Here is a 25,542-nt window from a genome sequence, read left to right on the forward strand (position 1 = left end):
ATGATGAAGAATTACCTGGCGCTGCGCGCCGAACACAATCAGTGGGCCAACGCACGGCTATACGGTGTCGCCGGACAGTTGAGCGAAGCCGACTATATTGCCGACCGTGGCGCGTTTTTCGGATCGGTGCACCGGACGCTCAATCATATTGTTGCCACCGACCTGATTTGGATGCACCGGATCGACGGCACCGGGAGCGTACCGGCCGGTCTGGATACCGTATTGTACGACACGTTTGCCAGCACCCGGGACGCGCGCGAGGCGCTGGATGCACGCATCATCGCCGCGGTCGATGCCCTCGACGACAACAGTCTGAGGGAACCGATTCGGTTCACCTCCCGCGCCGGCGATAAGGTGGCAATCGCCACCAACCTGATGGTCGCCAATCTGTTCAACCACGAAACCCATCACCGCGGGCAGGTCCATACGATGCTGACAGGCCTCGGCAAAGAGGTCCCGCCGCTCGACTTCTTCCCGTTCCTGATGGCGACCGGACGGTCGGGCGGCTAGGCGCTGCTCTTCGTTTCGGTTGTTTCGCCGATGATCGGCGTGGGGGCGGCGTACTCGTCGTCGCGGGCGGTTTCGATCAAGGGGCTGACGGCCTCGGGCGGCATCCCGAGGAGGCGCATGGTTTGCGCGGCGAGCTGGAGACTAGCTTCCACCGTTTCGGGCACCGTCCCGGTGGCCCCGGCGCGTTCGAGTTCGGTCGCGTGTTTGCGGTCGCGGGCGCGCACCAACACGGGCACGCCGGGCCAAGACTGCCGCATGGTTGCAACCGTGCGAGCGGCGCGCGCAGGGTCGTCCATCGTGACGACAACGCACGCCGCATGGCCGGCGCGGGCCCGCTCCAAGACATCCTTGCGGCTGGCATCGCCGTAGAACACTGGGAGGCCGTGGGCACGGCAGGCACCGAGCCGACGCGCATCGAGGTCGAGTGCGATGTAGGGCACCTTTTGCGCCTCGATCAGGCGGCCGATGGTTTGCCCGACCCGGCCGAAACCCGCCAGCACGATGTGGTCTTCTAGATCCGGCGCCGCAATTTGCGCGTTGGGGCGAATTTCCAGCGCGTGGCGGTCCATCATAAGGACGGCGCGGCGGCCCAATCCCGCCACAATCGGCGTCGCCATCATGGTGACCCCGGTAACGATGATCATGAACTGGGCGACGTCGCCTTGCAGGATACCGAGCGCCAGCGCCGCGCCGACGACGATGAACGCAAATTCCCCTGACTGCGACAAGAGGAAGCCCACCTGCATTGCGACAACGCGCGGTTGCCGAAACAGAAGGGCCATGCCTGCCGCAATCACGCCTTTGATCAGCATCAGGCCGATAACCGACAGAACCACCCAGTGGAGACGGTCGGCGACGGCTGCGAAATCGACTCCCATGCCGACCGAGATGAAGAACAGCCCGAGCAACAGCCCTTTGAACGGCTGGATATCGGTTTCGACCTGGTGGCGAAACTCGGTTTCCGCCAAGAGCAAGCCTGCGAGGAATGCGCCGAGGGCCATAGAGAGACCGGCGAGATTGGTCAGCGTGGCAATCCCCAGGGTGACCAGCAGTGTTGTCGCGACGAACAGTTCGGCGCTGCGGGTTCCGGCGATGACGCGGAACAACGGCCGCAGTGCCCGGCGCCCGACGACGTAAATGACGAGAACCGCGGCGGCGGCGGTGCCGAGGGCGAGCGCGAGGTCGACAGCGAAGTTCCCCGCGGTCCCGCCCAGGACAGGAAGTAGAAACAGGATCGGCACGACAGCGAGATCTTGGAACAACAAAACCGAGAACGCGGCATGGCCGGGCGGCGTCGCCAACTCGCCGCGTTCGGACAAGAGCTGGACGACAATCGCCGTCGACGACAGGGCAAGACACAGGCCCAGCACCGTCGCAGCCTCGAGCGAGTTGCCCCAGGCCAAGGCCACACCGCCGATCACGACCGCGCTCACCATGACCTGGGCGCTGCCCATCCCGAAGACGAGGCGGCGCATCGCCCACAACCGCCGCAACGGCAATTCCAACCCGATGGTGAACAGAAGAAAGACCACGCCGAGTTCGGCTAGGCCGGCCACGCTCTCCACATCGTCGATCAGGCCGAAACCGTGCGGGCCGATGGCCACTCCGATCGCGAGATAGCCGAGGATCGGGCTGGCCCGCAGCCGGTGAAAAATGGGCACGATAACGACGGCGGCGATCAGGAAGATAAACAGATCGACCATGACCTGGGACGTAGCATCGTGCGGCATCGTTCAACCTTTCGCCGTACTGGCGGGCGTGTCCCCAAAGGTGCTACCAAAGTGCCGGGGACAAAGCCAGTCGGACATTGAGGGGAGGCGCGCATGACCCACAAAACGGCCTTTGGCCGAATCCACTACACCAGTAAGAAGCCTGACCGGATGGATGCCGAGCGCGGGCGCGAATGGTTTAGCATGACCAAGCACGGCGACGGCTCGCGCACCCTCACCGCCCATTGCGAAATCGACGACGCCCCGGCGGTGATCCGCGACGTGTCGTTGACCGTAGACAGGGATTGGCGGCCCAACGATTCGTCGGTGCGCATTACGGTCGGCGGCAATTTCGTCGGGTCGGGCTGGTTCCGGTTCACCGACACCGAAGCCGAGTGCCAGACTTCTACCGTGGCCGAAGGGCGGCTGACCCAACGCATTGCGGTGGCAGAGAAACCGCGCGGTTTCGGCAACCACGCGATCGCATCGGACGGCTGGCTGTTGAACTGTTACGACCTCGGCAAGGGGCCGGGCACCCAGTATTTGAACGACATGATGATTTCGTCACCGGACCACCGGGGCGCGACTGGCCCGACGATCTTTCGCCTGAACTTCGGGATCGAATTTGTCGGCGAAGAAAAGTGCACGGTCGGCGCCGGCACGTTCGATGCCCTGCACTTCAGGATCGTCGGCACCGAAGGCCAATTGCCAGAAACCCACCCGCCCTACGACATGTGGTGCACCGCCGACGGCGACTATGTCTTTCTCAAAGGCGCCGTAACGGGGTACATGATGACTCACTACGAATTGATCGAACTGCAGAGGTAGAGATGGCTGACGACAAAGGCATGCTGGTTTCTTGGACTGAAACCAATCCCGCGTTCGACGCGGAACTGCGCGAATGGTTTGTTCGCGAACATATCGACGAGCGCGCGCTGGACACACCGGGTTTCTACCGCGCGCGGTTCTACGACGCTGTCGACGCCAAGGTTGAGTATTTCGCGACCTACGAGACCGAGAGCCATACCGTATTGACCGGCGACGGATACCTGGAACGGGTCGGCAACCAAACGCCATGGAGCCTCAAGGTCATTCCACAACTGACGGTCCTAAACCGGATGACCGCGCGCGTGACGATCGACATGATGCACGGCGTCGGCGGGGCCGTGGCCGCGGTGCGCTTCTATCCGCCCCAGGATCAGGCCGGGCAGGAAAAGCTCCGCGTGCATCTACGCGATACTGTCTTTGCGCCGATGGTCAAAGAGCAAGGCGTGATGGGCGTGTGCCTCGCCGAAAACATTCTGGAGGCGGCGAACGCGACCGGGGCGAAGGCCCGCGCGCTCGGCGGAGCGATGCCGGTGCTTGAGAAGGTGGAATGGCTGGCGGTGATCGAAGCCAGCACCGATCAGATCGTGCGCACGGCCGCGCGCGGCGCGTTCGGCCCCGACGCCCTCAAGGCACACGGCGTCGCCGCTGCCCCCGAAATCGGCCTGTACCGTTTCGTCTACGGTATGGATAAACGCGGCGCCTGAGGGCGCCGCTAACCGCGCGCGGCCATCATCAAATCGGCAACGGTGCGGTTCCCCTCGCCGTCCAGCGCGCCCAATGCTGCCGCCACGCCCGCGATGTCTTCGGCGCTTCGGTTTTGGCTGAGTTTCCGTTTTCCTTCGATGCGGGCGAGCGGGATTTCGAAGGCGACGATGCCGTTGAGCATCGCGCCCATCTGCGCTTGGGGGAGCGCCCCCAGGGTCCAGGGTGGCTTCGGCGCCAAGCCTGCCTCGGACGCGGCGCTTAGATCGGCCAAGAGGGCGCACACCCGCTCGGGGTCTTCGACGATGCGTGGGACGCCGTAGGCGTGCACCGCAACGTAATTCCAGGTCGGGACGAGCCCCGGCGTGGCGTACCAGTCGGGCGAGACATACGCGTGCGCTCCCTGGAAAACGACCAGCGCTTCGCCCCCACCGAAGGCCCGCCAGATCGGATTGGCGCGGGCGATGTGCGCGCGCAGGGTGCCGTATGGCCCACGGTCGCGGTCGACCACGACCGGCAGGTGGACGGCCTCCAAGGAGCCCTCCAGCGTCACGGTCAACACCGCGAACGGGTGGGCCGCCATGATGTCGAACAGAACATTGGTCTCGCCGGGCGGAAACGCAAAGGGTGCGGGAACGTACATGGCAGCGCCTTCCGATGGGGTGGCACACCCCTGAACCGGGGTCGGGGAGGATGCGACAATCCTAACATTCGCTGCCCCTCGTCGCCGAACGCAGATCGGCCCCTCCTGTACTCGGGCGCCGTGGCACGACCGGCGCCGACATGCCACCATGGCTGCCGCGTCTTTTGATCCTCGTGTGGAGTTCTTTGTGACCGGCAATCTTTTTGCGTTGTTCGAAAGCCGGTTCCCGGCGGACCGCGACGCACCCCTGATCGACAGCCCGCGCCGCGGCATCTTTAGCTTTAGCGATGCGATCCTGTGGAGCGACCGCTTCGCCCGCGCCCTCCAGGCTGAGGGTGCTAAACCGGGCGACCGGATCGCCGTTCAGGTCGACAAGTCGCCCGAGGCGATCTTTCTTTACCTCGCCTGCCTCAAGGCCGGACTGGTCTATTTGCCGTTGAACACCGGGTACGAACTTGAAGAGGTGCGCTACTTCGTGAGCGATGCAGAACCGAGCGTCTTCGTGACGAGCGATGCCGCACGGCCCAAGATCGCCGACGCGCTCGGCGCCACGCCAGTGCTGACCCTGAACGCCGACGGCAGCGGGACTCTCGTGGCGGCAGGTGCCGCGTTTACAGACGAGAGCGTAGCCATCTGCCCGCGCGACGACGACGACCTCGCGTCGATCATCTACACCAGCGGCACCACCGGGCGGCCCAAGGGCGCGATGCTGAGCCACGGCAACCTATCGTCCAACGCGCGCACGCTGCACCGGATTTGGGGGTTTGTGCCAGGCGATGTGCTGCTGCACGCGCTGCCGATCTACCATGTCCATGGACTGTTCGTGGCAACGCACTGCGTGCTGCTGAACGGATCGCATATGATTTTCTTGGAGTCTTTCGATGCCCCCACCGTGATCGAGCTGTTGCCAAAGGCAACGGTGATGATGGGGGTGCCGACCTTCTACACGCGACTGCTGGATGACCCTGCTTTCACCGCCGATGTCTGCGCATCGGTTCGATTGTTCGTTTCGGGCTCGGCACCGCTGTTGCCCGAGACCTTCGAGGCGTTCGAGGCGCGAACCGGGCAGACCATTCTGGAACGCTATGGGATGACCGAGGCGGGCATGATTACCTCCAACCCACTCGACGGTGCGCGCTTGGCCGGTACCGTCGGCTACGCCCTGCCCGATGTGGCGGTTCGCGTGGTCGACGACGCGGGTACGCCGCTCGACGCGGGCGGCGTCGGTGGGCTTGAGGTGCGGGGCCCCAACCTGTTCAAGGGCTATTGGCGCCAACCTGAAAAAACCGCCCAAGACATGACCGCGGACGGCTACTTTCGCACCGGCGACATGGCAACCCAGGCGGCGGACGGCCGCGTATCGTTGGTCGGCCGGGCCAAAGATCTGATCATCAGCGGCGGCCTGAACGTCTACCCCAAGGAAATCGAGACCGAGATCGACGCCGTACCGGGTGTCGGCGAAAGCGCCGTTATCGGCGTACCGCATCCCGACTTCGGCGAGGCGGTGGTCGCGGTGGTGACGCGGCTCGACGAGATCGTCGATGAGGCCGCGATCCTGCGGGCCCTGGACGGACGGTTAGCGCGGTTCAAACGCCCCAAGCGGATATTTTTCGTCGACACCCTACCGCGCAACGCGATGGGCAAGGTGCGCAAGAATACGTTGCGCGAGACCTTTGGCGGCTCCTTCGAGACGCCCGCCAAGACATCTTGACGGCAATCAATGCCGGAGGCGCGGCACCGGCGCACGGTGAAACGGTCGCTTTCTGATCCGACCGGAGGCCGCGCGATGCATGCCGTTACAACCTGGGTGATATTGGCCGACGCCGGTCGCGCTCGCATTGTCGAGTCGCCCGGGCCCGGCAAAGGCCTTAGCGAAATAGCGACTTTCGACTCTCCGTCGCGGCATGACGCGGCGCGAGAACTCGGCAGCGATCGACCAGGGCGGACCGGCGACCGAATGGGGCCAGGCCGACATGCTCTGGAACCTCGGCAAGACCCCAAGGATATCGCGACCCAAGGATTCGAACGCGCGTTGGTGGCGCACCTTGTAGAGTCCGCTAAACGGAAAGCGTTCGACAGATTGGTCGTGGTCGCCCCTCCAAAAGTACTAGGTGATCTGCGCGAGATGCTGGATGGGAAAATTGCGATCGAAACGACTCTCGCCAAAGACCTCGTATCGGTAGCGACCCACGACCTTGAAGATCATCTGCGCGCCGTCATCAATTTCTGACGTCGCTGGCAGACTGCCTCGGAGGCCAAAATGAAACCACGCGTCGCCATTGCCGCAGCCTTCGGCCTCGGCCTTGCCGTCGGCGTAGCGGGCACCGCTTCTTGGGCGCCCCAGGCATCGCCGAGTCCGTCATTGACGACCGCCGATATTCTCGGCTTCGACGAGCGCGTTCGCCTTATCGTCGAGGAATGCGTCATCGCGGGTGCCGGTACCAACCTCGCCAGTCTGCGCTGCCACCTGGAGTGACAGCGGCAGGGTCGATCGACCGCCGCCGGTCGGCGACGGTCGACTTCGGTACGGACGGCTAGGCCGCTTTGACTTCGATCTTGCGGGTCTTGGCCTTGGACTCCGCGCTCTTTGGCACCGTGATTTCCAAAATGCCATTCTTCAACGTCGCAGCGACTTTGGTATCGTCGATGCCCGGTGGCAGCGACACCGATCGGCGATAGGTCCGCCGCGAGCGCTCGACCCGGTGGTAGTGCTTGTCTTTTTCCTCGGTCTTTTCTTCGTGCTTGCCAGTGATCGTCAACACGCCGTCGGCAACCTCGACATGCATGTCCTTCTCCGAGACTCCCGGCAGCTCCGCGGAGATGTGGACCGCTTCCTTGGTTTCCGACACATCGAGCCGGGGCAAGGCGAAACCGTCTTCGCCCTCCGGCTCGCGCCAGGGAGTCATGCGGGCTCCCCAACCGCCCATGAAGTCGTCAAACAGGCGATCGATCTCTCCTTGCAACGATGTCAGGGTACCAAGCCCCGTGCGACGCGGAATCACTTCACCTTTTGCCATGTTGTCCTCCACAAGTTGGATCCCCCAATGGGATACCTTCCTCTATTGCGCACAGGTGGGTCTGGCGTTGATCGCGGTCAAGATTCCAATTGATCCGACGCAACGCCCGCGAGGAACGGCGTGCGACCATGGTCGTTCACATCGGAGGTGCCACTTATGTTCGACCGAAACCACCATCATCCGCACTACCGCGAACCGTTGTTGGGCCGAGTGCTCTTCGTGATCGGGATCGCGGCCTTTACCGTCAACGTCGTGGGCGCGGTGCTGACTTACCCGGCCTGGATCTCAGGCAACCTGAGTATTCTGACGGTGTGGATCGCCGGACTAAGCAGCGCGTTGATTTTGGTTGCGATGGGCCGGGTTCTGGATGTCCTCGCGGATATCCGACATGAAGCGACGAGCGTCCACCAACTCTTGCAATCCGCGGCAGGGTCGCCAGTCGGACAGCCGGATCGACGGGACGACGACTAGCACGCCTCTCGCCCGCAATCGCGTCGACGCCGGGCCGGGATTTGCGGACAGCCGTTCCTGGGGGGCACAATTGCCCCGAGGAGGCGTCCCATGTTCCAACCCCGCGGCCACAGCGCCCACAACGACACGTTCGCCCGCGACAACCTGCCACCGCTCGACCTTTGGCCGGACATGGACTACGGCGCGGTGCCCGCCCTGGCAGCCTATCCCGGCCAAATTAACGTCGCCCGCGACCTCCTAGACATCCACGTCGCCGCCGGTTTCGGCGACCGTCCAGCCCTGCACTTCAACGGTGCGTCCTGGTCCTATGCGGTGTTGCACGCGCAGGCCAATCGCATCGCCCGTGTATTGGTTGAGGACATGGGCCTGGAAACCGGCAATAGGGTGTTGTTGCGCGCACCCAACAACCCGATGCTGGTTGCCGCATGGTTCGCGGTGCTGAAGGCCGGCGGGATTTGCGTGACGACCATGCCGATGCTGCGGTCGGGCGAACTCGTTCCCCTGATCGAGAAGGCCCAGGTGAGCCACGCACTGTGCGATATCGCCCTTGCGACCGACCTCGATACCGCGTGCAAAGGCTTGCCTATCACGGCGCTGCATTTCAGTGCCGATGGGACCGGCGACCAGGCACTGGAGCGCGCAATGGCTGGCAAACCGGCGACCTTCGACACCGTGGATACCGCCGCCGACGACGTTGCGTTGATCGCGTTCACCTCCGGTACGACCGGCGGTTCGAAGGGAACGATCCATTTCCACCGCGATGTCCTGGCGATTGCCGATCTGTTTCCGCGCCACGTGATTTCCATCGGCCGCGACGATGTGTTCGCGGGATCGCCGCCCCTCGCCTTTACGTTCGGGTTAGGCGCTTTGGTCGTGTTCCCGATGCGCTACGGCGCATCGTCGGTGATGGTCGAGCGGTTCGGGCCCGACACGATGCTGGAAACCGTTCAACGGTACGGCTGCACCGGAATTTACACGGCGCCGACGGCCTACCGAGCCATGCTGCCGAAGGTGAACGACTTCGACCTATCGCGCTTGAAGGTGTGCGTATCGGCCGGCGAACATCTGCCCAAGGCGACGTGGGAGGCCTGGCACAAGGCCACCGGCATCGCGTTGATCGACGGCATCGGCGCGACCGAACTCCTGCATATCTTCGTTTCCGCGTCGGGCGCGGAAATTCGGCCCGGTGCCACCGGTAAGGCGATCGCCGGCTACGAGGCCCGACTGATCGACGCCGAAGGTGAACCACTGCCGCCCGGCGGCGAGGGGCGCCTTGCGGTACGGGGACCGACGGGGTGCCGCTATCTTGCCGACGCCGAACGCCAGAAAGGCTACGTGCAGGACGGCTGGAACGTGACCGGCGACGTCTACCGCGAGGACGCCGAGGGCTACTTGCACTACATCGCCCGGTCCGACGATATGATTATTTCGGCGGGCTACAACATCGCCGGGCCCGAGGTGGAGAACGCACTGCTGACCCACGCAGCGGTGCAAGAATGCGCCGTCGTCGGCGTGCCCGATGACGCGCGCGGCCAATTGGTCAAGGCTTTTGTCGTCGCAGCACCCGGCGTCAGCGGCGATGCGGCCCTGGCTAAAATCCTGCAAGACCATGTCAAAGCGACGATCGCGCCCTATAAATATCCCCGGGCGATCGACTTCGTCGACGCGCTGCCGAAGACCCAGACCGGAAAAGTTCAGCGCTTCAAGCTGCGCGACAGCTAGGCCGACCGATCACAAACGAAACAGGGAGAAAGCCATGGAGCATCGTACGTTGGGGCCCTCCAATCTGGAGGTTTCGCTGGTCGGATTGGGGTGCAACAACTTCGGCGGCCGCATCGGCGTCGAGGAGACGCGGGCCGTCGTGGATGCCGCGATCGACGCCGGAATCACCCTGTTCGATACCGCCGACGTCTATGGCAAGCGCGGCGGTTCGGAGACCTGCCTCGGTCAGGTCCTCGGCAACCGGCGCAAGGACATCGTGCTGGCCACCAAGTTCGCGATGCCGATGAGCGACGACGGGGCCATGCGCGGCGCGTCGCGGACCTACATTATGCGGGCCTGCGAGGCGAGCCTGAAGCGGCTGAAGACCGATTGGATCGACCTCTACCAGGTCCATACTCCGGACGCTGGCACGCCGATTGAGGAGACGCTGCAGGCGCTCGACGATCTCGTGCAGCAGGGCAAGGTGCGTCACATCGGTTGTTCCAATTATTCCGCCGACCAACTGGACGAGGCCCAGGATGCGGCGAGCGGCAACGGGTGGCATGGCTTCACCAGTTGTCAGGACCATTACAGCCTGCTCGCCCGCGACATCGACGACACGCTGCTGCCGGCGATCGTTCGCCGCGGCCTCGGGCTGTTGCCTTACTTTCCGTTGGCGAGCGGGTTGTTGACCGGGAAATACAGCCGCGACAATCCCCCGCCCGCAGGCACCCGAATGGCCGAAATGCCGATGATGGCCGACCGCTACATGACCGACCGCAACTGGGATATCGTCGACGGCCTGTCAGCCTTTGCCGCGCGCAACAACCGGTCGTTGCTTGAGTTGGCCTTTGCCTGGCTGGCTGCCCGGCCGACCGTGACCAGTGTGATTGCGGGTGCAACGCATCCCGATCAGGTGCACCTCAACGCGGCGGCGGTTGGTTGGAAACTCGGGGCGAAGGACATGGCCGAAATCGACCGGATCACCGGCGCCGCCTGACGTGAAGCTGTTCTATTCGCCGACGCCAAGCCTGCACAAGGTGCCCATTACCGCGCGGGAGAAGGGCGTGTGGGACCGTATCGCGGTCGTGCCGGTCTATCCCTACAGGCCCGCTTACGATATCAGCGCGATCAACCCGCTTGCCAAGGTACCCACGCTGACACTCGACGACGGCAGCGGGCTGTACGGGAGCCAAGTGATTTGTGAGTACCTCGATTCGCTTGGCCCCGCGCCGGTGCTGTTTCCGCCTTCGGGCCCGGCGCGGTGGGACGCGCTTCGGCGCATGGCCTTGGCCGATACCGTGTTCGAGGCGACCGTTTCGATCAATTTGGAGAATGGACGGCCGCGCGCGGAACGCCGCGCCGATCACTTTGCCCGGCAATGGCCGAAGATCGTGCACGGGCTCGACCAAATGGAGCGCGATGCCGGGGCGCTGGGCGACCAATGGGACATCGGACGCGTCGCGACCCTGCATCCGCTGAGCTATATCGATCCGGCGCGCGGTGCCGAAGATCCGTTATATCCCCATTACGATTGGCGGCCCGGACGCGCCGCGCTTGCGGCATGGTTCGATAAGCAGTCGACGCGGCCATCAGTGAAGGCCCAGCGGGCAACCGAGCCAGGCGACGATTCGCCCGAGAATTTGGCGCGCCACATCGCGGAGGTGTTGCGCGCGCGAGGGTCCGCCTAGGCCGCGCCGTCGCCGCGGGCGCCTAGCCCTTGCGGGCGCCGAACAAACTGCTGCGGTTCAACTCGCTGTCGGTGTCGTTGGTCGTGACGATGGCCGGCGATCCCGAGGCATCGACCGTCGCCCACGCTTCGCGCACGGAGCCCTTGGGGAACCCCGCCTGAATAAACAAATCGGCGGCCCCGATGTCATGCAGCGGCCCCCAGAAGGGTTCGTTGTTGTAGTAGGTATCCCAGTCGTGGACGAACGCATCGTGCGGATCGAGGCCGCGTCCGAGTTGCGGATCGGAATGCATCGTGACCCCGCCCGGCCGCAAAACCCGGTGGATCTCGCCCATGATGTTGCGGATCGCTTTGCCCGATGTCTCGTGGCACAGGCCGTGGGAGACCACGAGGTCGAAATAGTTGTCGGGAAAATCGGTGCGTTCGGCGTCCTGTTGCGAGAAATGAATCCGGCGATCGAACGCCTCGGCCCGCGCATGCCCGTAGCGCAGTTGCGGCCCCGCGACGTCGATGGCGTGGACCTCGGCATCCGGATAGGCCTCGACATAGGGAAAGGTGCCGCGGCCAATGCCGCAGCCCATGTCGAGAATGCGCCGGGGCTTAAGGTCGGGGAATTCCTGGCGGATAAAGCGAATGATGTTGTTGCCGGCGGCGCCGCCGTATAGGCGCGCACGGGAATCCTTAAAGGTTTCTGCGCGACGGCCCATGAAAGGCACGACATAGTAGTACCCGCCGCGGTCGACGAGCGCGCCTGCGTAGACATCGTCTTCGGTGATTTCGCCGCCGTAGCCGCCCGGCATACAGTGGATATCGATTGCCGCGTTGTAGCGCGGCACCTTGACCGCGGGGTCGAGACGGAGCGTCCCCTTTGGCCGTTTAACCTTGGCGCGGGCGATGAGATCGGGGAGTTGGCGTTCGATCGTCTCGCCGACGTTATCCCACATCATTTCTTGCAGAGTGCGGGCGACCGAACTCCAGGTTTGGCAAAAGTCGTCTTTCAGCAAGGCGCGGCGCACCTCGTGGCGATTGGCCGGCGCCCGCCCCGATGCCTTCGTAACCGCCGGGGCGACGCGCGCGCGGTAGACGTCCTTGCTTTTGGGATAGACCTCTTCCTCGGCGTGGATTTTGAACGCCGCGACATAGTTCTGTCGCGCCAACTCGTCGTGACTCGCGCGCGGCATCATGCGGTGGGGATAGGGCTCAAACATGGACGTCTCCTGCCGGACCGATCTAGGCGTAGTTTAGCAGTCACGGACCGGGCATAAAGAGGGCGTATCGCACCCGCGAGGCCACACCTATCGGAAAACGGGTATCTGCCTTGCGTTTTCCACATGCCCACGCGACGTGGGCACACGATAGAATGATGCCCGTCTCTTCGCCCGGAAGGCACCGCCGATTGGCGTTGCCCAGGTCCAGCCCATAGGACACGCCACAAATGGTCATGCGCCATGCTTCCCGCGCTCACAACCTCATTTCGACCATCGTCGTCATTTGGGTCGTTGCTTATTCGCTGCTCTTTCTCGGCGAGATTGCCTTGGAAAAGCTCGGTGTACGATCTGGCGGTTGGGGCGAACATCACTGGACGTTGATGGCGGCGATTGCCACTGGTATCTGGGCTGTTGTGTTCGCCGGAGTCGTCATGAGAAACCGCCGCGCTAGGTAGCGCCTTATTCAGCCAGTCACGAAGGTCGGTCACAGAACTGTCACCGAATGACCATAGGGTGCGCGGCTGGAGGAACGCCGCCGGGCGGTGGGTTCATTTCGTGGAGCGACCATGACCGACAAGATTTTCAACGTTCTGTTCCTGTGCACCGGGAACTCAGCGCGCAGCATCCTGGCCGAGGCCATTTTGGAGCGTGAAGGGATGGGTAAGTTCCGGGCCTTTTCAGCCGGCAGCCATCCGAACGGCGCCGTCAATCCCTACGCGACGGCTTTGTTGAAAAAACTGAACTACCCCGCCGAGCGTTTCCGGTCCAAGTCGTGGGACGAATTCGCCGTGCCGGATGCGCCGAAGATGGATTTCGTGTTCACGGTCTGCGACAACGCCGCCAGCGAAGTGTGCCCGGTATGGCCGGGCCAACCGATGTCGGCCCATTGGGGCGTGCCCGACCCCGCCGCAGCGGAAGGGACGCCTGTGGAAATCCACCTCGCGTTCTCGGACACCTACCGGATGCTGTCGAACCGGATAAGTTTGTTCGTCAACCTGCCGTTCAATTCGCTGGAAAAATTGGGCCTTCAGAAACGGCTCGACGCGATCGGCGCGGACAAGGCCACTCAAAACGCCTGACGTCTAGGCGGGCCGCCATGCCCCGTGCAGACCGGTGACGATCCGGTGGGGTAACACCACGGTAGCGATCGGCGGGGCGTCGATCGCTTGGGCGTCGAGGACCACGAGATCGGACCGGTTCTCCGCGCCGCGATAAACCAACGCAAGGAGATAGCCCTCGCCCTCAGCGGCATCGGCGCGGGCGGGTACGAAGACGGGTTCTTGCACGAGACACCCCTCCCCCGGCACGAAGCTGCGGCGCGCGCCCGTTGACCAGTCGTAGTGATGGACCGCGTCGAGACCGCGCACCGCACCGCTCCACCCGGCGCTATAGCCGTGGCGATAGGGGCGCCCGCGAAACCGTACGTCCATCACCGGCATTTCGCCGTTGGCCGCGTCGAACCGCCGCTGTTCCACGGTGCGTGACGTGGGATCGACGGTCCAGCGGTGCAGGGCGGGAAATTCGAGGCCGGCCGGCCACGATCCGTCGGGGTCGGGGAACAGCATGGCGCGGGGATAGCGAACGACGTCGCACAGGAGTAGGCCGTCCTGTTCGTAGGCGTTCATGGTGTGCGAGCCCCAGCAGCCTTCGAACGCGATCCAGTCGATGTCCGCACCGCTGCCGCCCTTGGGCAGGATGCCGAGGAACGACGCGCGCTCCTTTTCCCAAGCGACGTAGGGACCGCCGGCGGCCTCACGCGCATGGTCGTAGACCGCCGGGAACACCGTCAGCACGACGAAGTTCTCGGTCATGAACATGTCGTGGGTCATGCTTTCGTAGGGGACTTCGATTTCTGCGCTGTGGGTCACGGCGCCGGCCGCGTCGACGATATGGTAGGTGACGTTGCCGGGTGCGGGGTGTGGCGCGGTACGGCCAAAGACGTGCATCTCGCCGGTGGCCGGGTCGATCTTGGGGTGGACCATCATGTCGTGGGGGATCGCCCCGCCGAAATTGTAGGGACCGCGTGTCTCCAACGTCTCCGGATCGATCTCGTGCGGCAGCCCGGTCTCCCAGGTCGCGAGTACCTTGCTACCGTGGCACACGATCGTGGCGTTGGCAGTATTGCGGCTTGCCGCCCTGACCGACGGTGCCGCGGATAGCGGCTCGAACAGGGTGCCGAACAGCGCCTCGCCGGCCTCGCGTTCGCGCACGAAGCGCTCGGTGCGGACCCACTTGTTGGTGTAGTGGACGCGGCCATCGTCGAAGCGAAACGCATGCACCATGCCGTCGCCGTCGTACCAGTTGGCGTAGAAGCCGCGCGGCGGAAATTGCGGGTTGGGTCCGTTGCGATAGAACGTGCCCACCAGCCCCGGCGGTAGCGTACCGACGACCGGTAGATCGAAGGCTTCGCCTTCGAGGCGCCAGGGCGCAGCATTGCCCTGGAAGGAGTCGGGAAAGGGCTTGCTCATGGTCAGGCCGATTGCCGTCCGATTACTCGGCGGCGTCGCTTTTCTTGGGCGCGGCTTCCTCCGCCTTTTGGCGGTCGATGATCATTTGCTGGGCGCGGGCGGCGGACGCCTTAAAGTCTTCCTGGCTGTCGCGGACCCAGTCGTAGGATTGCCGGCGCTGGATGTTGTGGCCCTGAAAATGCGGCATGACGTGGCGCGCGATGAGTTCGTAGGACTTGAGCTTGTCTTCGAACCGGGCCCAGCCATGATCGACAGCGAGGTAGCAGCCGAACCCGCCGGTTTCTTTTTGCAGTTTTTCGATCTGGCGGATGGCGTCGCTCGGATCGCCAATGACGGCGCGCCCGATTTTGACGAGGTGCTCGGCCGGGTCGCCCTTGCCTTCGGGCGGCACCATCGGATGTGTCGCGACATCCTCGAAATACTGGATCCATTCGTCGATCCCGTAGCGCACGTTGGCGAAGGCCTGTTCGCGGGTTTCGGCGATGTGGACGGTGCTGACGAGGCGCCAGTTGGACCGGTCCATCGTATGCCCGTGTTTGCCGGCCATCTCTGTCGCGATGTTCCAGTTGCGAACCGCGGCGGCAATGCCCTCGGGCGAAGTGCCGCCCATCGCCATGAGGCTCGTCCCGAAACGCCCGGCGGAACGCGCTCCCGACGGCGAGATCACGCTGGCAGTGGCGACCTCGATCGGTTGGTTGGCGTAGGGACGCAATTGGAGACGGGCGTCTTTGAGTTCGAACCAGTCGGTTTTCATCGTGACGGTCTCGCCCGCGAAAAGGCGCAAGATCACATCGAGGGATTCGTCCATCATGTCGCGCTGGCGTTCGGCGACGATCCCCATCGCCTTGGCGTCGGAGACCAGCGCGCCGGGACCGGCACCCATCATCGCGCGCCCGCGGGTCATGTGATGCAACTGCATCATGCGGTCGGCGAGGATCAGCGGGTGATGATAGGGCAGCGACGAGACGCCGGTCCCGAGGCGAATGCGTTTGGTGCGATCACCCAGAACAGCGAGCACGAGTTCCGGCGAGGCGATCACCTCGGTGCCGGCAGAGTGGTGTTCGCCGATCCAGGCTTCGTCGAAGCCCAGCGCGTCGAGGTGTTGGACAACCTGCATGTCGCGCTCGATGCACAGGGTCGGATTCTCGCCAACCGGGTGGATCGGCGGAATGAAAGTGCCAAAACGCAAGTGGTTCATCGTGTTCCTCCCTCGGATCGCCCATTGTGGCAGGGCGGCGGCCGGAGTCTAGAAACGGCGATAAGGGCGCCCGGGGGGCGGTCGGCGCGCTAGATGGGCTCGGGCGGGAACTGCATGACCAGAACCGCCGCCCCGGTGGGGCCGGCCGTGAAGGTTTCGGTCTCATCGGCGCCGATGTAGACGCAACTGCCGGCGTCGAGGTCGGTGCCTCGGCCGCGCAGACTGCCTTGCATCACGAGGCCGTAACGTCCCGCGCCGGGGCGGCCCAGGGCAAGGCCGGTAGCGGCGCCCGCACCCAGGCCAAAGGTCGAGACGCCGAGCCCGTCGTCCTCGCACGGCATCGCATCGTGGCGTTCGACAGCGCCGGGCGGCAGCGACGCGACCTCGGGCAGGACAAACTCTTCGACCATCGCGAAGCGGCGGCGGACCGGACGCAGGGTCGGCCGGCTTTGGGGCATCGTCTTGCCACCCGAATCCCAGCAATTGCGAAGGGTGAGGTAATGGGTGGCGCGTTCCGTCGTGACGATCGGGCCGTAGGGCGTGTGGCCGCCGGCGAAATGCACCGTGAGGGCACCGACGGTCTTTTTGCCAAAGAGTGCATCGCCGCGCAGGAAGGCCTGGAACTGGTTGGTGTCGTGGTAGTGCGGCGGCACCGTGGCGCGCGGCGGTTGTTCGACGTAATAGGCCTGCGGCCGCCCCATCGCCGTGGCCGGCGGGTTCGGATCGACGTTGGCGGGCAACGCGCCGAAAAACGGCGTGACGTAATAGTTCTCGTCGCTCCCGGTCTCGGTATAGCCCGGCACCATCAACACTTGGCGGCGGGCGAACGCCTCCTGCGTCGCAACAACCTCAACCACGGCATGCCTCCCCTCGTATCATCCGCCGATTGTGCCGGGACGGCGCCCGGCCTGTACAGCGCAATTAACGGCGCGCAGGAACCAAGACCGGAAAACCGCGTGGGAGAAGGGTTATGTCGGCGGGCAGCGACGCAACCAAGTCGCCGTCGCCCTGCATCGGGTCGCCCACGGGGGCTAGTATGTGCACATCGGTCGCGGTGATGTAGCGCACATCGTTGAGCGCCGGTAACCGGTCAAGAAAAACCGCAAGCCCGTAGCGCAATGCGTTGTAGCGCCCCGACCGCGTCATCAGACAGACCTCGAAACTGCGGCGGTCCAGACCCGCGCGCGGCGCGACGATGTTCTTACCCCCGTAGTAGCGCCCGTTCGACACGATCACCGATGTGGCCGACAGCCGTTCACCGTCGATCACGAGATCAAAGCGGGGGAAGCGGTAGGTGAACAGACCGATGGCGCCACTGAGGACGTAGGCACCCTTGCCGGCATATTTCTTTATCCGCTTGCTCACATGGGCGACGATGTGGGCGTCCGCGCCGACCCCCACCATCTGAACGAACCGCCTGCCGTTGACCTGGCCGATCGCGATCTCGCGCCGGTCGCCATTGACGATCGTCTCGGCGATTTGCGCCGTCGTCCGCCCTAGTCCGAGTTCAAGCGCCAACACGTTCGCTGTGCCAAGCGGGACGATCCCGAGCGGCGGGGCGGCGGCGCCCAGGCCATTGACGACTTCGTTGATCGTGCCGTCGCCGCCGGCGACGACGACCGCATCGACATCGGGACCGAGGCCGCGTGCCAACCTTTCGGCGTGGCCCGGCGCTTCGGTCAACAAAAGATCCACCGTGCAGCCGAGCCAATCGAGGCGCGACAGTACGCGATCGAGGCGCCCGCGGCGGCGCCACCCGGCCGTCGGGTTGAAGATGACGGCGATCCGCCGACGCGGCACGGCGCCGGCCGCCTCGGGACCGTTACAGTTATGTGTCAATATTATTACTTCAATATTACTTAGTTTGCGCAGACCTTTAGTTAATAGGTCTGTAACCAAACATTAACGAGACAGGAGAACTATCATGAATATTATGAATACTCAAGATGTGCGTTTGCTAGTACCGAGTACAACTGCATATAGAGGCCGATGAACGTTATCCACATGCCGCGCCACTATCGCACCCTGTGGTTATCCGACATTCACCTGGGGACGAAAAGCTGCCGCGCCGACGACTTGCTGCGATTCATCCAGTCGGTCGAGTTCGACAACCTGTATCTGGTCGGCGACATCGTCGACTGCTGGCGGCTCAAGAAATCCTGGTACTGGCCGCCAAGTCACTCAGCCTTCGTGCAGGAAGTGCTGAACCGCGCCGCCGCCGGGGCCAACGTGATCTTTGTGCCGGGCAACCACGACGAAACCGCGCGCGACTATGCCGGCCTGACGGTCGGCGACGTGAAGGTAATGACCGATGCCATCCACGAAACGGCTGACGGACGGCGCCTGCTCATTCTGCACGGCGACGCGTTCGACGGCGTCGTGCGCTACGCGCGCTGGCTCTACTACTTCGGCGACTGGTCCTATCGCAGCGCCATCGTGTTGAACCACTGGTTCAACATCGCGCGAAAGCGCTTGGGAATGCCCTACTGGTCGTTGTCGGCATTCTTGAAACACCGAGTGAAGAACGCGGTGCAGTTCATCGCCAATTTCGAAGACGCGGTGGTCGCGGAAGCGCGGCACCGAGGTGTCGATGGGGTCGTTTGCGGCCACGTCCATCACGCCGAAATGCGAATGATCGACGGTATCCTTTACTGCAACGACGGCGATTGGGTCGAAAGCTGCACGGCCCTGGTCGAACACCACGATGGCACGATGGAGATCGTCAGGCCGTTGGAAACCGTCGAGGTCGACGTACGCGCCCTCGCCTGGGCGTCTTGAGCCCATGCGCATCCTGATCGCGACGGATGCCTGGCATCCCCAAATCAACGGTGTGGTCCGCACGCTAACCACGGTTGGCGACGAACTTGTCGCAATGGGGCACGAAACGCAGTTCGTCACGCCCAACGAATTCCGATCGGTCCCGATGCCGACCTATCCGGAGATCCGGCTGGCACTTGATACATGGAATGTCGCGGCCAAGATCGATGCAGCGGCGCCGGACGCCATTCACATTGCCACGGAGGGACCGATTGGTATGGCCGCACGACGCTATTGCTTGCGCCGGGGACTGCCCTTTACCACGTCGTTTCATACGCGGTTTCCGGAGTATATTCAGGCTCGAACCCGGTTGCCGTTGGCGATCGGTTATGCTGCCGTTCGGCGTTTTCATCGCCCGTCGCGGGCGGTGATGGTGGCTACGGCGAGTGTACGCGACGATTTGACGGCGCGCGGCTTCGGCAACTTGGCGACGTGGACGCGGGGCGTCGACACCAATCTGTTTCGACCGCAACCAAAGGGATTCATCGACGACGTCCGCCCGATTCTGCTTTATGTCGGTCGCGTCGCCGTCGAGAAAAACATCGCCGCATTTCTCGAGACCGATCTCCCAGGGAGCAAGTACGTCGTCGGCGATGGACCGCAGATCGAGGAACTACGCAAGCGTCACCCCGAAGTCCGCTTCGTCGGCGCCAAATTCGGCGCTGAACTCGCCCGGTACTATGCCGCCGCCGACGTCTTCGTTTTTCCAAGCCGGACGGACACCTTCGGCAACGTCATTCTCGAAGCCCTAGCCTCCGGCGTCCCGGTGGCCGCCTATCCGGTACCGGGTCCGATCGACATCATCGCCGGCCGACCGATCGGCGCATTGGACGAGGATCTTGCGACCGCGACGCGCGCAGCGCTTGAAATCTCGCCCGCCGCGTGCCGCGCCTTTGCCATGACAATGTCCTGGCGCGCCAGCGCCGAACAGTTCTTTGCGAACCTTGCCCCCATCGAGGGGCCGCTACGGACCTGGACGCCCCGGATCGTGGCGCAGAACTAGGTACCGACCGACGGAACCGGCGGCGCGCCGTCGAGTTCGAATCCGCCAATCTGTTGAATCATCGCGTCGATCGGGTCGTGTACCGACAACGTGCGCGCATTGCGCCAATACCGGTCGAGCCGATAGGCGTTACTGGTCGCCCGGCCGCCAGCCAATCCATGGAGCTGGCCGGTCACTTCGAGTGCCGCGGCGACTGTCGCCGCCTTCGAGCGCATCATGTGGATTGAGCACAGGCCCCGGTCGGCGTTGCCAGCCTCGGTGTCAACAACCATCTGACTGGCCTCGCGCTGAAGTGCACGCGCCGCGGCAAGCGCGGTGGAGGCCCGGCCTAGATGGAGCCGGTTGACCGGATCGTCAGCCGCGCGATCAAGGGTCGGTAGATTCGGGCGCGCGTGGTCGCGTACGAAAGCTGCCGCCGCCGACAATGCCCCGAACCCCATGCCCAGAATCGTCGCGCCGATGAGCAACTGAAAGAACGGGCCGATCACGCTGGCCGCGCCGGTCAACCCCTCAGCACCGGCGGCCATGGGAAAGCAGAACCGCTCGGGCACAAAGACATTCTCGAAGGTGATGGTGCCGCTGCCCGTCGCCCGCTGGCCCATGTTGTCCCAGTCGTGATGCGGCTTGACCCCATCGGCATCCATACGCACGAGCAGGTATACGACGCCCGCATCTTCCTTGCCGCGAATCCGCACAGGGGTAATCGTGTAGGTCGCACCGACGGTGCCGGTATTGAAGACTTTGACGCCGCTGAACCGGTAACCGCCGTCGACCGGATCAGCCACTGTGTGGTACTCGCCACGGCGCGGGCCGCGCTCGGCCGCCGAATTGGCAAGGCGCATGCCGTCCTTCAGCAGGCCATCGGCAATTTCTCGGCGGACGTCCTCACCGACCTGCAGGGCCCCGCCGAAAATCAACCGAGCTGCAACGAGATGGATGCTCCAGATCTGCGCGGTGGCGCTTTCGCCCGCGGCGAGGTCGGTCAGGACGTCGGTCACGAGCGGCAGGTCGGCGGCCAGCGTTTGGGAGGACGCAATTCCGCCGTAGGCCTGGGGAAGCAGCAGACGGGTAAGACCTACCTCGTGAATACGCTGCATGTTTTCTGCGGGGTCCCGCCCACTGCGGTCGATTTCGGCCGCAGTGAGCGAAAATTCTTGGCCCAAGGCTTGTGCCGCGCCGCGTGCGAGCGCGCGTTGGTGCGCTGCGTCCTTGTCAGTTGCCACGTTTGCATCTCCTGTCATTCTTTCGCCATCGCCCGGCAACAGCCGGCCCCTCGACGTCATCTCGCCCAGGAGGATTACCATGGACGCGCAGCGAATCAATCTCGAGAACGACCCGTTCAAACAGTTCTACATTTCGCAAGGGTTTCGCATCGGCGACCTCATCTTGCTTTCCGGCCAAGTCGGGATGGACGATGCCGGCAACACCGCAAGTGGCTTCGACGCCCAGGCCGACCAAGCGATGCGGAACATCCAGCGGGCGCTCCGCGCCGCGGGCAGCGATATCGACCGAATCGTCAAGGTGACGATCTATGTGACCGACATGGCGTACCGGGAGAACGTGTTTGCGCTGCGCCAGCGTTGGTTCAAGGACCCCTACCCCGCCGACACCTTCGTCGCGGTCGCGGCCCTGGGGCGGCCCGAACGCCTGATCGAGATCGACGCGACCGCTTTGCTGACGGGGCGGGTCTTGGCGTAAGGCAGTAGGGTGTCCCACCCGTATATGGGCATGGGGCCGGCGCCAGGGGACCGCACTTTGGGCGCGATTAGGGGAAGCCTTGGCCAAATCGGCGCCAAAGTGACACTATCGGCGAAATCGTGATCCACAGTCGAACCCGTAGAATACGCGCTTAATGCATTCCAACGACTCTTCTGGCGACCGCCGGGCGGCGGGCGATTTCGCCGTATTGTGGCGAATCGTCAGGCTTGCCGTGCGATACCGTGCCCGCGTTGTCATCGCGGTGGTCGCGACTCTTGTCGCCGTTGTTCTGCAACTGATGGTGCCGCGCCTGCTGGGCGACGCGGTGGACGGCGCACTGTTGTCGCTGGGCGACCGCGCGATCGACCTCGACGTTGCCCGCGACACGCTATGGGCTACAGCGGGATTGTTATTCGTGGTCTCGGTGCTGCGCGGCGCCTTTACTTTGATCCACAACTATGGCGGCGAGTCGATCGGGCACCTTGTGGGCTACCAATTGCGATTGGACTTCTACGCCAAACTGCAAAAACTGAACTTCTCGTTCCACGATAGCGTTCATACCGGCGACCTCGTGACTCGCGCCCTTCTCGACATCGAAGGCGTGCGGATGTTCTTCAATATGGCGGTCCTGCGCTCGCTACTGCTGGTGGTGATGGTGGCGGTGGGCGCGGCCCTGGTGCTGTCCACCGACATTGTGTTGGGGTTGTTGAGCTTGAGTTTTGTTCCGTTTGTCGCGTGGCGGTCGGCGACGATCAGGCTGCGGCTGCGCGGGCTATGGTTGAAGCTGCAGGAAAGCCTAGGTGTGTTGGGCCGGATCATGGATGAGAACCTGACCGGCATTCGCGTCGTGCGGGCGTTCGGCGCGGAAAATTACGAAATGACGAAATACGATGCGACCGCGCTGCCCGCGCTGGAGATTTCGCGCGAACGGATTAGCGCCCGTTCCTCGGCGACGAGCGCCATGACGTTCGCCTTCTTTGCCGCGATGGGCTTGGTGCTGTTCGTCGGCGGCGGGCGGGTACTCGACGGCACGATGACGGTCGGTACGCTGACGGAATTCCTCACCTTCATGACCATCCTGCAACAACCGGTTCGGCAGATCGGTATGGTGGTGAACGCCTTCGCCCGGGCTTCGACCTGCGGCAATCGCTTGTTCGCTGTGCTGGATGCCGATGTGACGATCGCAGATTCGCCCGACGCCCAGGCGTTGACGGGTGGCGACGGCACCGTCGCCTTCGAGCATGTGACGTTTTCCTATGACCCCGGCGTCAGCCCGCCGGTCCTCCGCGATGTGTCGTTTTCGGTGGCCCGCGGCAAGACGCTTGGGATCGTCGGGCCGCCAGGGAGCGGCAAATCGACTATCTCCCATCTGCTGCCCCGGCATTACGATCCGACCGAGGGGCGGGTCACGATCAACGGTCAGGATATCCGTACGGTAAAGGGATCGTCGCTGCGCGAAGCGGTTTGCGTCGTCGCGCAGGACCCCTATCTCTTCACCTCGTCGATCGAGAACAATATCGCCTACGGCAATCCGTGGGCCGAGGAAGCCGACATCCGCGATGCGGCCGGCGCGGCGCAGATCGGCGGGTTTATCGACACCCTGCCGGCGGGCTATGAGAGCCTCGTGGGGGAGCGCGGCGTGTCGCTGTCCGGCGGACAGAAACAGCGGGTAGCGATCGCGCGGGCCGCCTTGCTCCAACCCGACGTGCTGGTCTTGGACGATTCGACCGCCGCGATCGATGCCGGCACCGAACGGCAAATCCAACAAGCCCTGAATTCGGGCGCCGGCGATCGCACGACCATCATCGTGTCACATCGCCTGAGCGCCCTGAAGCATGCCGACGCGATCGTTTTCCTGGAGAACGGACAGATCGTCGAGCGCGGTACCCATGAGTCGCTACTGGCCCAAGGCGGTAAATACGCCGCGCTGTATCGGCTGCAGACGACCGGCGACGAGGCTGCGGTCGGCACGCTCGAGGTGGCGGAATGACGTCTCTCGACCCGGCGCAGAAAGCGGGACGGAAGCTACGCGCGGTCGTCGGATCGCAAATCAGCCGCGATGAGGAAATGTTCGGCGCGGCGTTCGACCGGCAGGTGGTGCGCCGCTTCATGGGCTACGTTCGACCCTACCGCGGCGCCATCGCCCTTGCAGTCCTCGCGGTCCTTACCTTTACCGCCACCCAGTTGGCGATTCCGTTGGTGATCCGGTGGGCCATCGACGATGCGCTGCTGGCCGGGCCGAACGGCACCACGCTCCTCACGCTGATCGTCGGGGTTTTCGCGCTGGTAGTGCTGATCAACTATGCCGCCAACTGGCTTCAAGACTGGCTTGTCGGTTGGACGGGCGAGCGTGTGATCTTCGAACTCCGGCGCGCCATGTTCGAACACCTGCAGCATGTCGCCCTGACCTTCATGGACCGGACCGAAGTGGGCCGCATGATGTCGCGCCTCCAAGGCGACGTGAACTCGTTGCAGGAGTTTCTCGACAACTCGATCACCGCGATCGGCGATCTCGTTCTCTTGCTGGGAATTGTCGTCATCATGCTGACGATGAATTTCGACCTTGGTCTCTTGACCCTAGCGATCGTCCCAACGTTATTCCTGGTGCGTATTGTCTGGTTGCCACGGGCGCGGCGGGCGTTCCGCCATGCCCGCGAAACCAACTCGATCGTCAGCGGGGCGATGGCCGAAGGCATCCGCGCCGTGCGCACCGTCCAAGCGATGCGCCGGGAGGGCGTCAACTACGACTTGTTCGACATCAAAGCCCGCGACAACCTGCGGGCGCATTTGCGCGCTGCCAAGTTCGGACAGACGATGGTGCCGATCGTCGACACGCTGACCGGTGTCGCGCTTGCCATTGTTATCGTTCTGGGTGGCACCATGGTGCTGCGCAGCGAGTTGGAAATCGGCGTGATCGTCGCGTTCGTGTTCTACGTCCAGCGATTCTTCGATCCAATCCGCTCGCTCACCATGCAATACAGCGTGATGCAACGCGCCATGGCGTCGGGTCAGCGCATCTTCGAGGTCTTGGACGTACCCTTGGCGATTTCCGACAAACCCGACGCGGTGTCTCCCGAAACGGTCGAGGGCGCCGTTGAATTTCGCAACGTAACCTTTGGCTACGACCGCAACCGCCCGGTACTGCACGACCTTAGTTTTGCCGTGAAGCCCGGCGAAACGGTCGCACTTGTCGGGCCGACGGGATCGGGGAAGACCAGCATCACCGCCCTGCTCCACCGGTTCTACGAGGTCTGGGAGGGATCGATCCTGATCGACGGGGTCGATGTTCGGGACTATGCCAAGGACGCGCTATCGCGGCACGTCAGCATGGTGCTCCAAGACCCGTTTCTGTTTACCGGGACGATTTTCGAGAACATCCGCTACAACAAGACCGACGCCACCCTGGCCGATGTGGAGAAGGCTGCGCGGATCGTCGGTGCGCACGACTTTATTGCCCGGCTGCCGGACGGTTACGACACGATGCTGGTCGAACTTGGGCGCAACCTGTCGCTCGGGCAGCGTCAACTTCTGAGTTTCGCCCGCGCATTGGTTGCCGATACCCGCATCCTTATTCTCGACGAGGCGACAGCCAGCATCGACAGCTATACCGAGCGCCAGATCCAAAAGGCGCTCGCGCGCTTGCTGGAGGGACGGACCGGCATCGTGATCGCCCACCGGCTGGCGACGATCCGGGGCGCGGACCGCATCATCGTGTTGCAAGACGGGCGGATCGTTGAGACCGGCCCGCACGATGCGTTGATCGCGCGCCAAGGGCTCTATGCCAACCTCTATGCGCTGAATTACGCCTCGTTCGACGATATGCCGAAAGCCTTGGCAGATAGCGCGGACAATCGCCCCGCCTCGACTTAACCGGCGCGC

26 protein-coding genes are annotated in these 25,542 nt (G+C 63.8%); 17 read left to right on the top strand and 9 right to left on the bottom strand.

Annotated elements, in window-relative coordinates:
- Entirely contained in the window at positions 1–510 is a 510-nt protein-coding gene (locus tag RID42_16505) for a DinB family protein (GenBank protein MEQ8249283.1), read from the top strand.
- On the opposite strand, the gene RID42_16510 is transcribed toward RID42_16505, so the two are convergent.
- Entirely contained in the window at positions 507–2,240 is a 1,734-nt protein-coding gene (locus RID42_16510) for a monovalent cation:proton antiporter-2 (CPA2) family protein (protein MEQ8249284.1), read from the bottom strand. The genes RID42_16505 and RID42_16510 overlap by 4 nt on opposite strands.
- A gap of 93 nt (positions 2,241–2,333) precedes the next feature.
- Here RID42_16510 and RID42_16515 point away from each other — a divergent pair, with 93 nt between their 5' ends.
- Positions 2,334–3,047, top strand: a complete 714-nt coding sequence (locus RID42_16515; protein ID MEQ8249285.1) for a hypothetical protein — start codon at positions 2,334–2,336, stop codon at positions 3,045–3,047.
- A 2-nt stretch (positions 3,048–3,049) separates the two neighbouring features.
- Complete coding sequence (locus RID42_16520; GenBank protein ID MEQ8249286.1) at positions 3,050–3,751, top strand: hypothetical protein; 702 nt, start codon at positions 3,050–3,052, stop codon at positions 3,749–3,751.
- 8 nt (positions 3,752–3,759) lie between these two features.
- Here RID42_16520 and RID42_16525 read toward each other — a convergent pair whose 3' ends face one another.
- Complete coding sequence (locus tag RID42_16525; protein MEQ8249287.1) at positions 3,760–4,392, bottom strand: FMN-binding negative transcriptional regulator; 633 nt, start codon at positions 4,390–4,392, stop codon at positions 3,760–3,762.
- Between the two features lie 187 nt (positions 4,393–4,579).
- On the opposite strand from RID42_16525, the gene RID42_16530 reads away from it, so the two are divergent.
- The 3 genes from RID42_16530 to RID42_16540 all read left to right on the top strand — a co-directional run bounded on the left by RID42_16530 (position 4,580) and on the right by RID42_16540 (position 6,868).
- The gene (locus tag RID42_16530) at positions 4,580–6,103 is read left to right on the top strand and encodes a malonyl-CoA synthase (GenBank protein MEQ8249288.1); all 1,524 of its coding nucleotides are present in this window, start codon (positions 4,580–4,582) and stop codon (positions 6,101–6,103) included.
- Positions 6,104–6,178: 75 nt separating this feature from the next.
- On the top strand, positions 6,179–6,622 hold the full coding sequence (locus tag RID42_16535; GenBank protein ID MEQ8249289.1) for a host attachment protein: 444 nt from the start codon (positions 6,179–6,181) through the stop codon (positions 6,620–6,622).
- A 30-nt stretch (positions 6,623–6,652) separates the two neighbouring features.
- Positions 6,653–6,868 (top strand): hypothetical protein, encoded by a 216-nt coding sequence (locus tag RID42_16540; GenBank protein ID MEQ8249290.1) that lies wholly within the window; start codon positions 6,653–6,655, stop codon positions 6,866–6,868.
- Positions 6,869–6,926: 58 nt separating this feature from the next.
- On the opposite strand, the gene RID42_16545 is transcribed toward RID42_16540, so the two are convergent.
- Positions 6,927–7,409 (bottom strand): Hsp20/alpha crystallin family protein, encoded by a 483-nt coding sequence (locus RID42_16545; GenBank protein ID MEQ8249291.1) that lies wholly within the window; start codon positions 7,407–7,409, stop codon positions 6,927–6,929.
- 156 nt (positions 7,410–7,565) lie between these two features.
- Between RID42_16545 and RID42_16550 the strand changes: the two genes are divergently transcribed.
- From RID42_16550 to RID42_16565, 4 genes are all read left to right on the top strand, one after another.
- Entirely contained in the window at positions 7,566–7,880 is a 315-nt protein-coding gene (locus tag RID42_16550) for a hypothetical protein (GenBank protein MEQ8249292.1), read from the top strand.
- 90 nt (positions 7,881–7,970) lie between these two features.
- Positions 7,971–9,602, top strand: a complete 1,632-nt coding sequence (locus tag RID42_16555) for an AMP-binding protein (protein MEQ8249293.1) — start codon at positions 7,971–7,973, stop codon at positions 9,600–9,602.
- A 34-nt stretch (positions 9,603–9,636) separates the two neighbouring features.
- Complete coding sequence (locus RID42_16560; protein ID MEQ8249294.1) at positions 9,637–10,581, top strand: aldo/keto reductase; 945 nt, start codon at positions 9,637–9,639, stop codon at positions 10,579–10,581.
- A gap of 1 nt (position 10,582) precedes the next feature.
- On the top strand, positions 10,583–11,272 hold the full coding sequence (locus RID42_16565; GenBank protein MEQ8249295.1) for a glutathione S-transferase N-terminal domain-containing protein: 690 nt from the start codon (positions 10,583–10,585) through the stop codon (positions 11,270–11,272).
- A 22-nt stretch (positions 11,273–11,294) separates the two neighbouring features.
- On the opposite strand, the gene RID42_16570 is transcribed toward RID42_16565, so the two are convergent.
- The gene (locus RID42_16570) at positions 11,295–12,479 is read right to left on the bottom strand and encodes a class I SAM-dependent methyltransferase (GenBank protein ID MEQ8249296.1); all 1,185 of its coding nucleotides are present in this window, start codon (positions 12,477–12,479) and stop codon (positions 11,295–11,297) included.
- 227 nt (positions 12,480–12,706) lie between these two features.
- Between RID42_16570 and RID42_16575 the strand changes: the two genes are divergently transcribed.
- Both RID42_16575 and RID42_16580 read left to right on the top strand, forming a co-directional pair.
- Positions 12,707–12,934, top strand: a complete 228-nt coding sequence (locus tag RID42_16575; protein MEQ8249297.1) for a hypothetical protein — start codon at positions 12,707–12,709, stop codon at positions 12,932–12,934.
- 111 nt (positions 12,935–13,045) lie between these two features.
- Positions 13,046–13,558 (top strand): arsenate reductase ArsC, encoded by a 513-nt coding sequence (locus RID42_16580; GenBank protein ID MEQ8249298.1) that lies wholly within the window; start codon positions 13,046–13,048, stop codon positions 13,556–13,558.
- Positions 13,559–13,561: 3 nt separating this feature from the next.
- On the opposite strand, the gene RID42_16585 is transcribed toward RID42_16580, so the two are convergent.
- The 4 genes from RID42_16585 to RID42_16600 form a co-directional block, all read right to left on the bottom strand.
- Complete coding sequence (locus tag RID42_16585; GenBank protein MEQ8249299.1) at positions 13,562–14,947, bottom strand: carotenoid oxygenase family protein; 1,386 nt, start codon at positions 14,945–14,947, stop codon at positions 13,562–13,564.
- A gap of 22 nt (positions 14,948–14,969) precedes the next feature.
- Entirely contained in the window at positions 14,970–16,145 is a 1,176-nt protein-coding gene (locus RID42_16590; GenBank protein ID MEQ8249300.1) for an LLM class flavin-dependent oxidoreductase, read from the bottom strand.
- An 89-nt stretch (positions 16,146–16,234) separates the two neighbouring features.
- Complete coding sequence (locus tag RID42_16595; protein MEQ8249301.1) at positions 16,235–17,002, bottom strand: hypothetical protein; 768 nt, start codon at positions 17,000–17,002, stop codon at positions 16,235–16,237.
- A 64-nt stretch (positions 17,003–17,066) separates the two neighbouring features.
- A complete protein-coding gene (locus RID42_16600; GenBank protein ID MEQ8249302.1) occupies positions 17,067–17,984 on the bottom strand; it encodes a YegS/Rv2252/BmrU family lipid kinase in 918 nt (305 codons plus the stop codon).
- Between the two features lie 150 nt (positions 17,985–18,134).
- Here RID42_16600 and RID42_16605 point away from each other — a divergent pair, with 150 nt between their 5' ends.
- Both RID42_16605 and RID42_16610 read left to right on the top strand, forming a co-directional pair.
- Complete coding sequence (locus RID42_16605; GenBank protein MEQ8249303.1) at positions 18,135–18,923, top strand: UDP-2,3-diacylglucosamine diphosphatase; 789 nt, start codon at positions 18,135–18,137, stop codon at positions 18,921–18,923.
- Between the two features lie 4 nt (positions 18,924–18,927).
- Positions 18,928–19,965, top strand: a complete 1,038-nt coding sequence (locus RID42_16610) for a glycosyltransferase family 1 protein (GenBank protein MEQ8249304.1) — start codon at positions 18,928–18,930, stop codon at positions 19,963–19,965.
- Here RID42_16610 and RID42_16615 read toward each other — a convergent pair.
- Positions 19,962–21,188 carry an acyl-CoA dehydrogenase family protein gene (locus tag RID42_16615; GenBank protein MEQ8249305.1) on the bottom strand — a complete coding sequence of 409 codons (1,227 nt, stop codon included), beginning with the start codon at positions 21,186–21,188 and terminating at the stop codon, positions 19,962–19,964. The genes RID42_16610 and RID42_16615 overlap by 4 nt on opposite strands.
- A 79-nt stretch (positions 21,189–21,267) precedes the next feature.
- Here RID42_16615 and RID42_16620 point away from each other — a divergent pair, with 79 nt between their 5' ends.
- The 3 genes from RID42_16620 (at position 21,268) to RID42_16630 (ending at position 25,533) form a co-directional block, all read left to right on the top strand.
- Positions 21,268–21,663, top strand: coding sequence for a RidA family protein (locus RID42_16620; GenBank protein MEQ8249306.1), 396 nt, complete (start codon positions 21,268–21,270; stop codon positions 21,661–21,663).
- A 154-nt stretch (positions 21,664–21,817) separates the two neighbouring features.
- Positions 21,818–23,653 (top strand): ABC transporter ATP-binding protein, encoded by a 1,836-nt coding sequence (locus tag RID42_16625; GenBank protein MEQ8249307.1) that lies wholly within the window; start codon positions 21,818–21,820, stop codon positions 23,651–23,653.
- The gene (locus RID42_16630; GenBank protein ID MEQ8249308.1) at positions 23,650–25,533 is read left to right on the top strand and encodes an ABC transporter ATP-binding protein; all 1,884 of its coding nucleotides are present in this window, start codon (positions 23,650–23,652) and stop codon (positions 25,531–25,533) included. The genes RID42_16625 and RID42_16630 overlap by 4 nt, the downstream gene beginning before the upstream one ends.
- Positions 25,534–25,542 lie beyond the last annotated feature (9 nt).

Source organism: Alphaproteobacteria bacterium (assembly GCA_040216735.1).
Classification (GTDB): domain Bacteria; phylum Pseudomonadota; class Alphaproteobacteria; order SHVP01; family SHVP01; genus CALJDF01.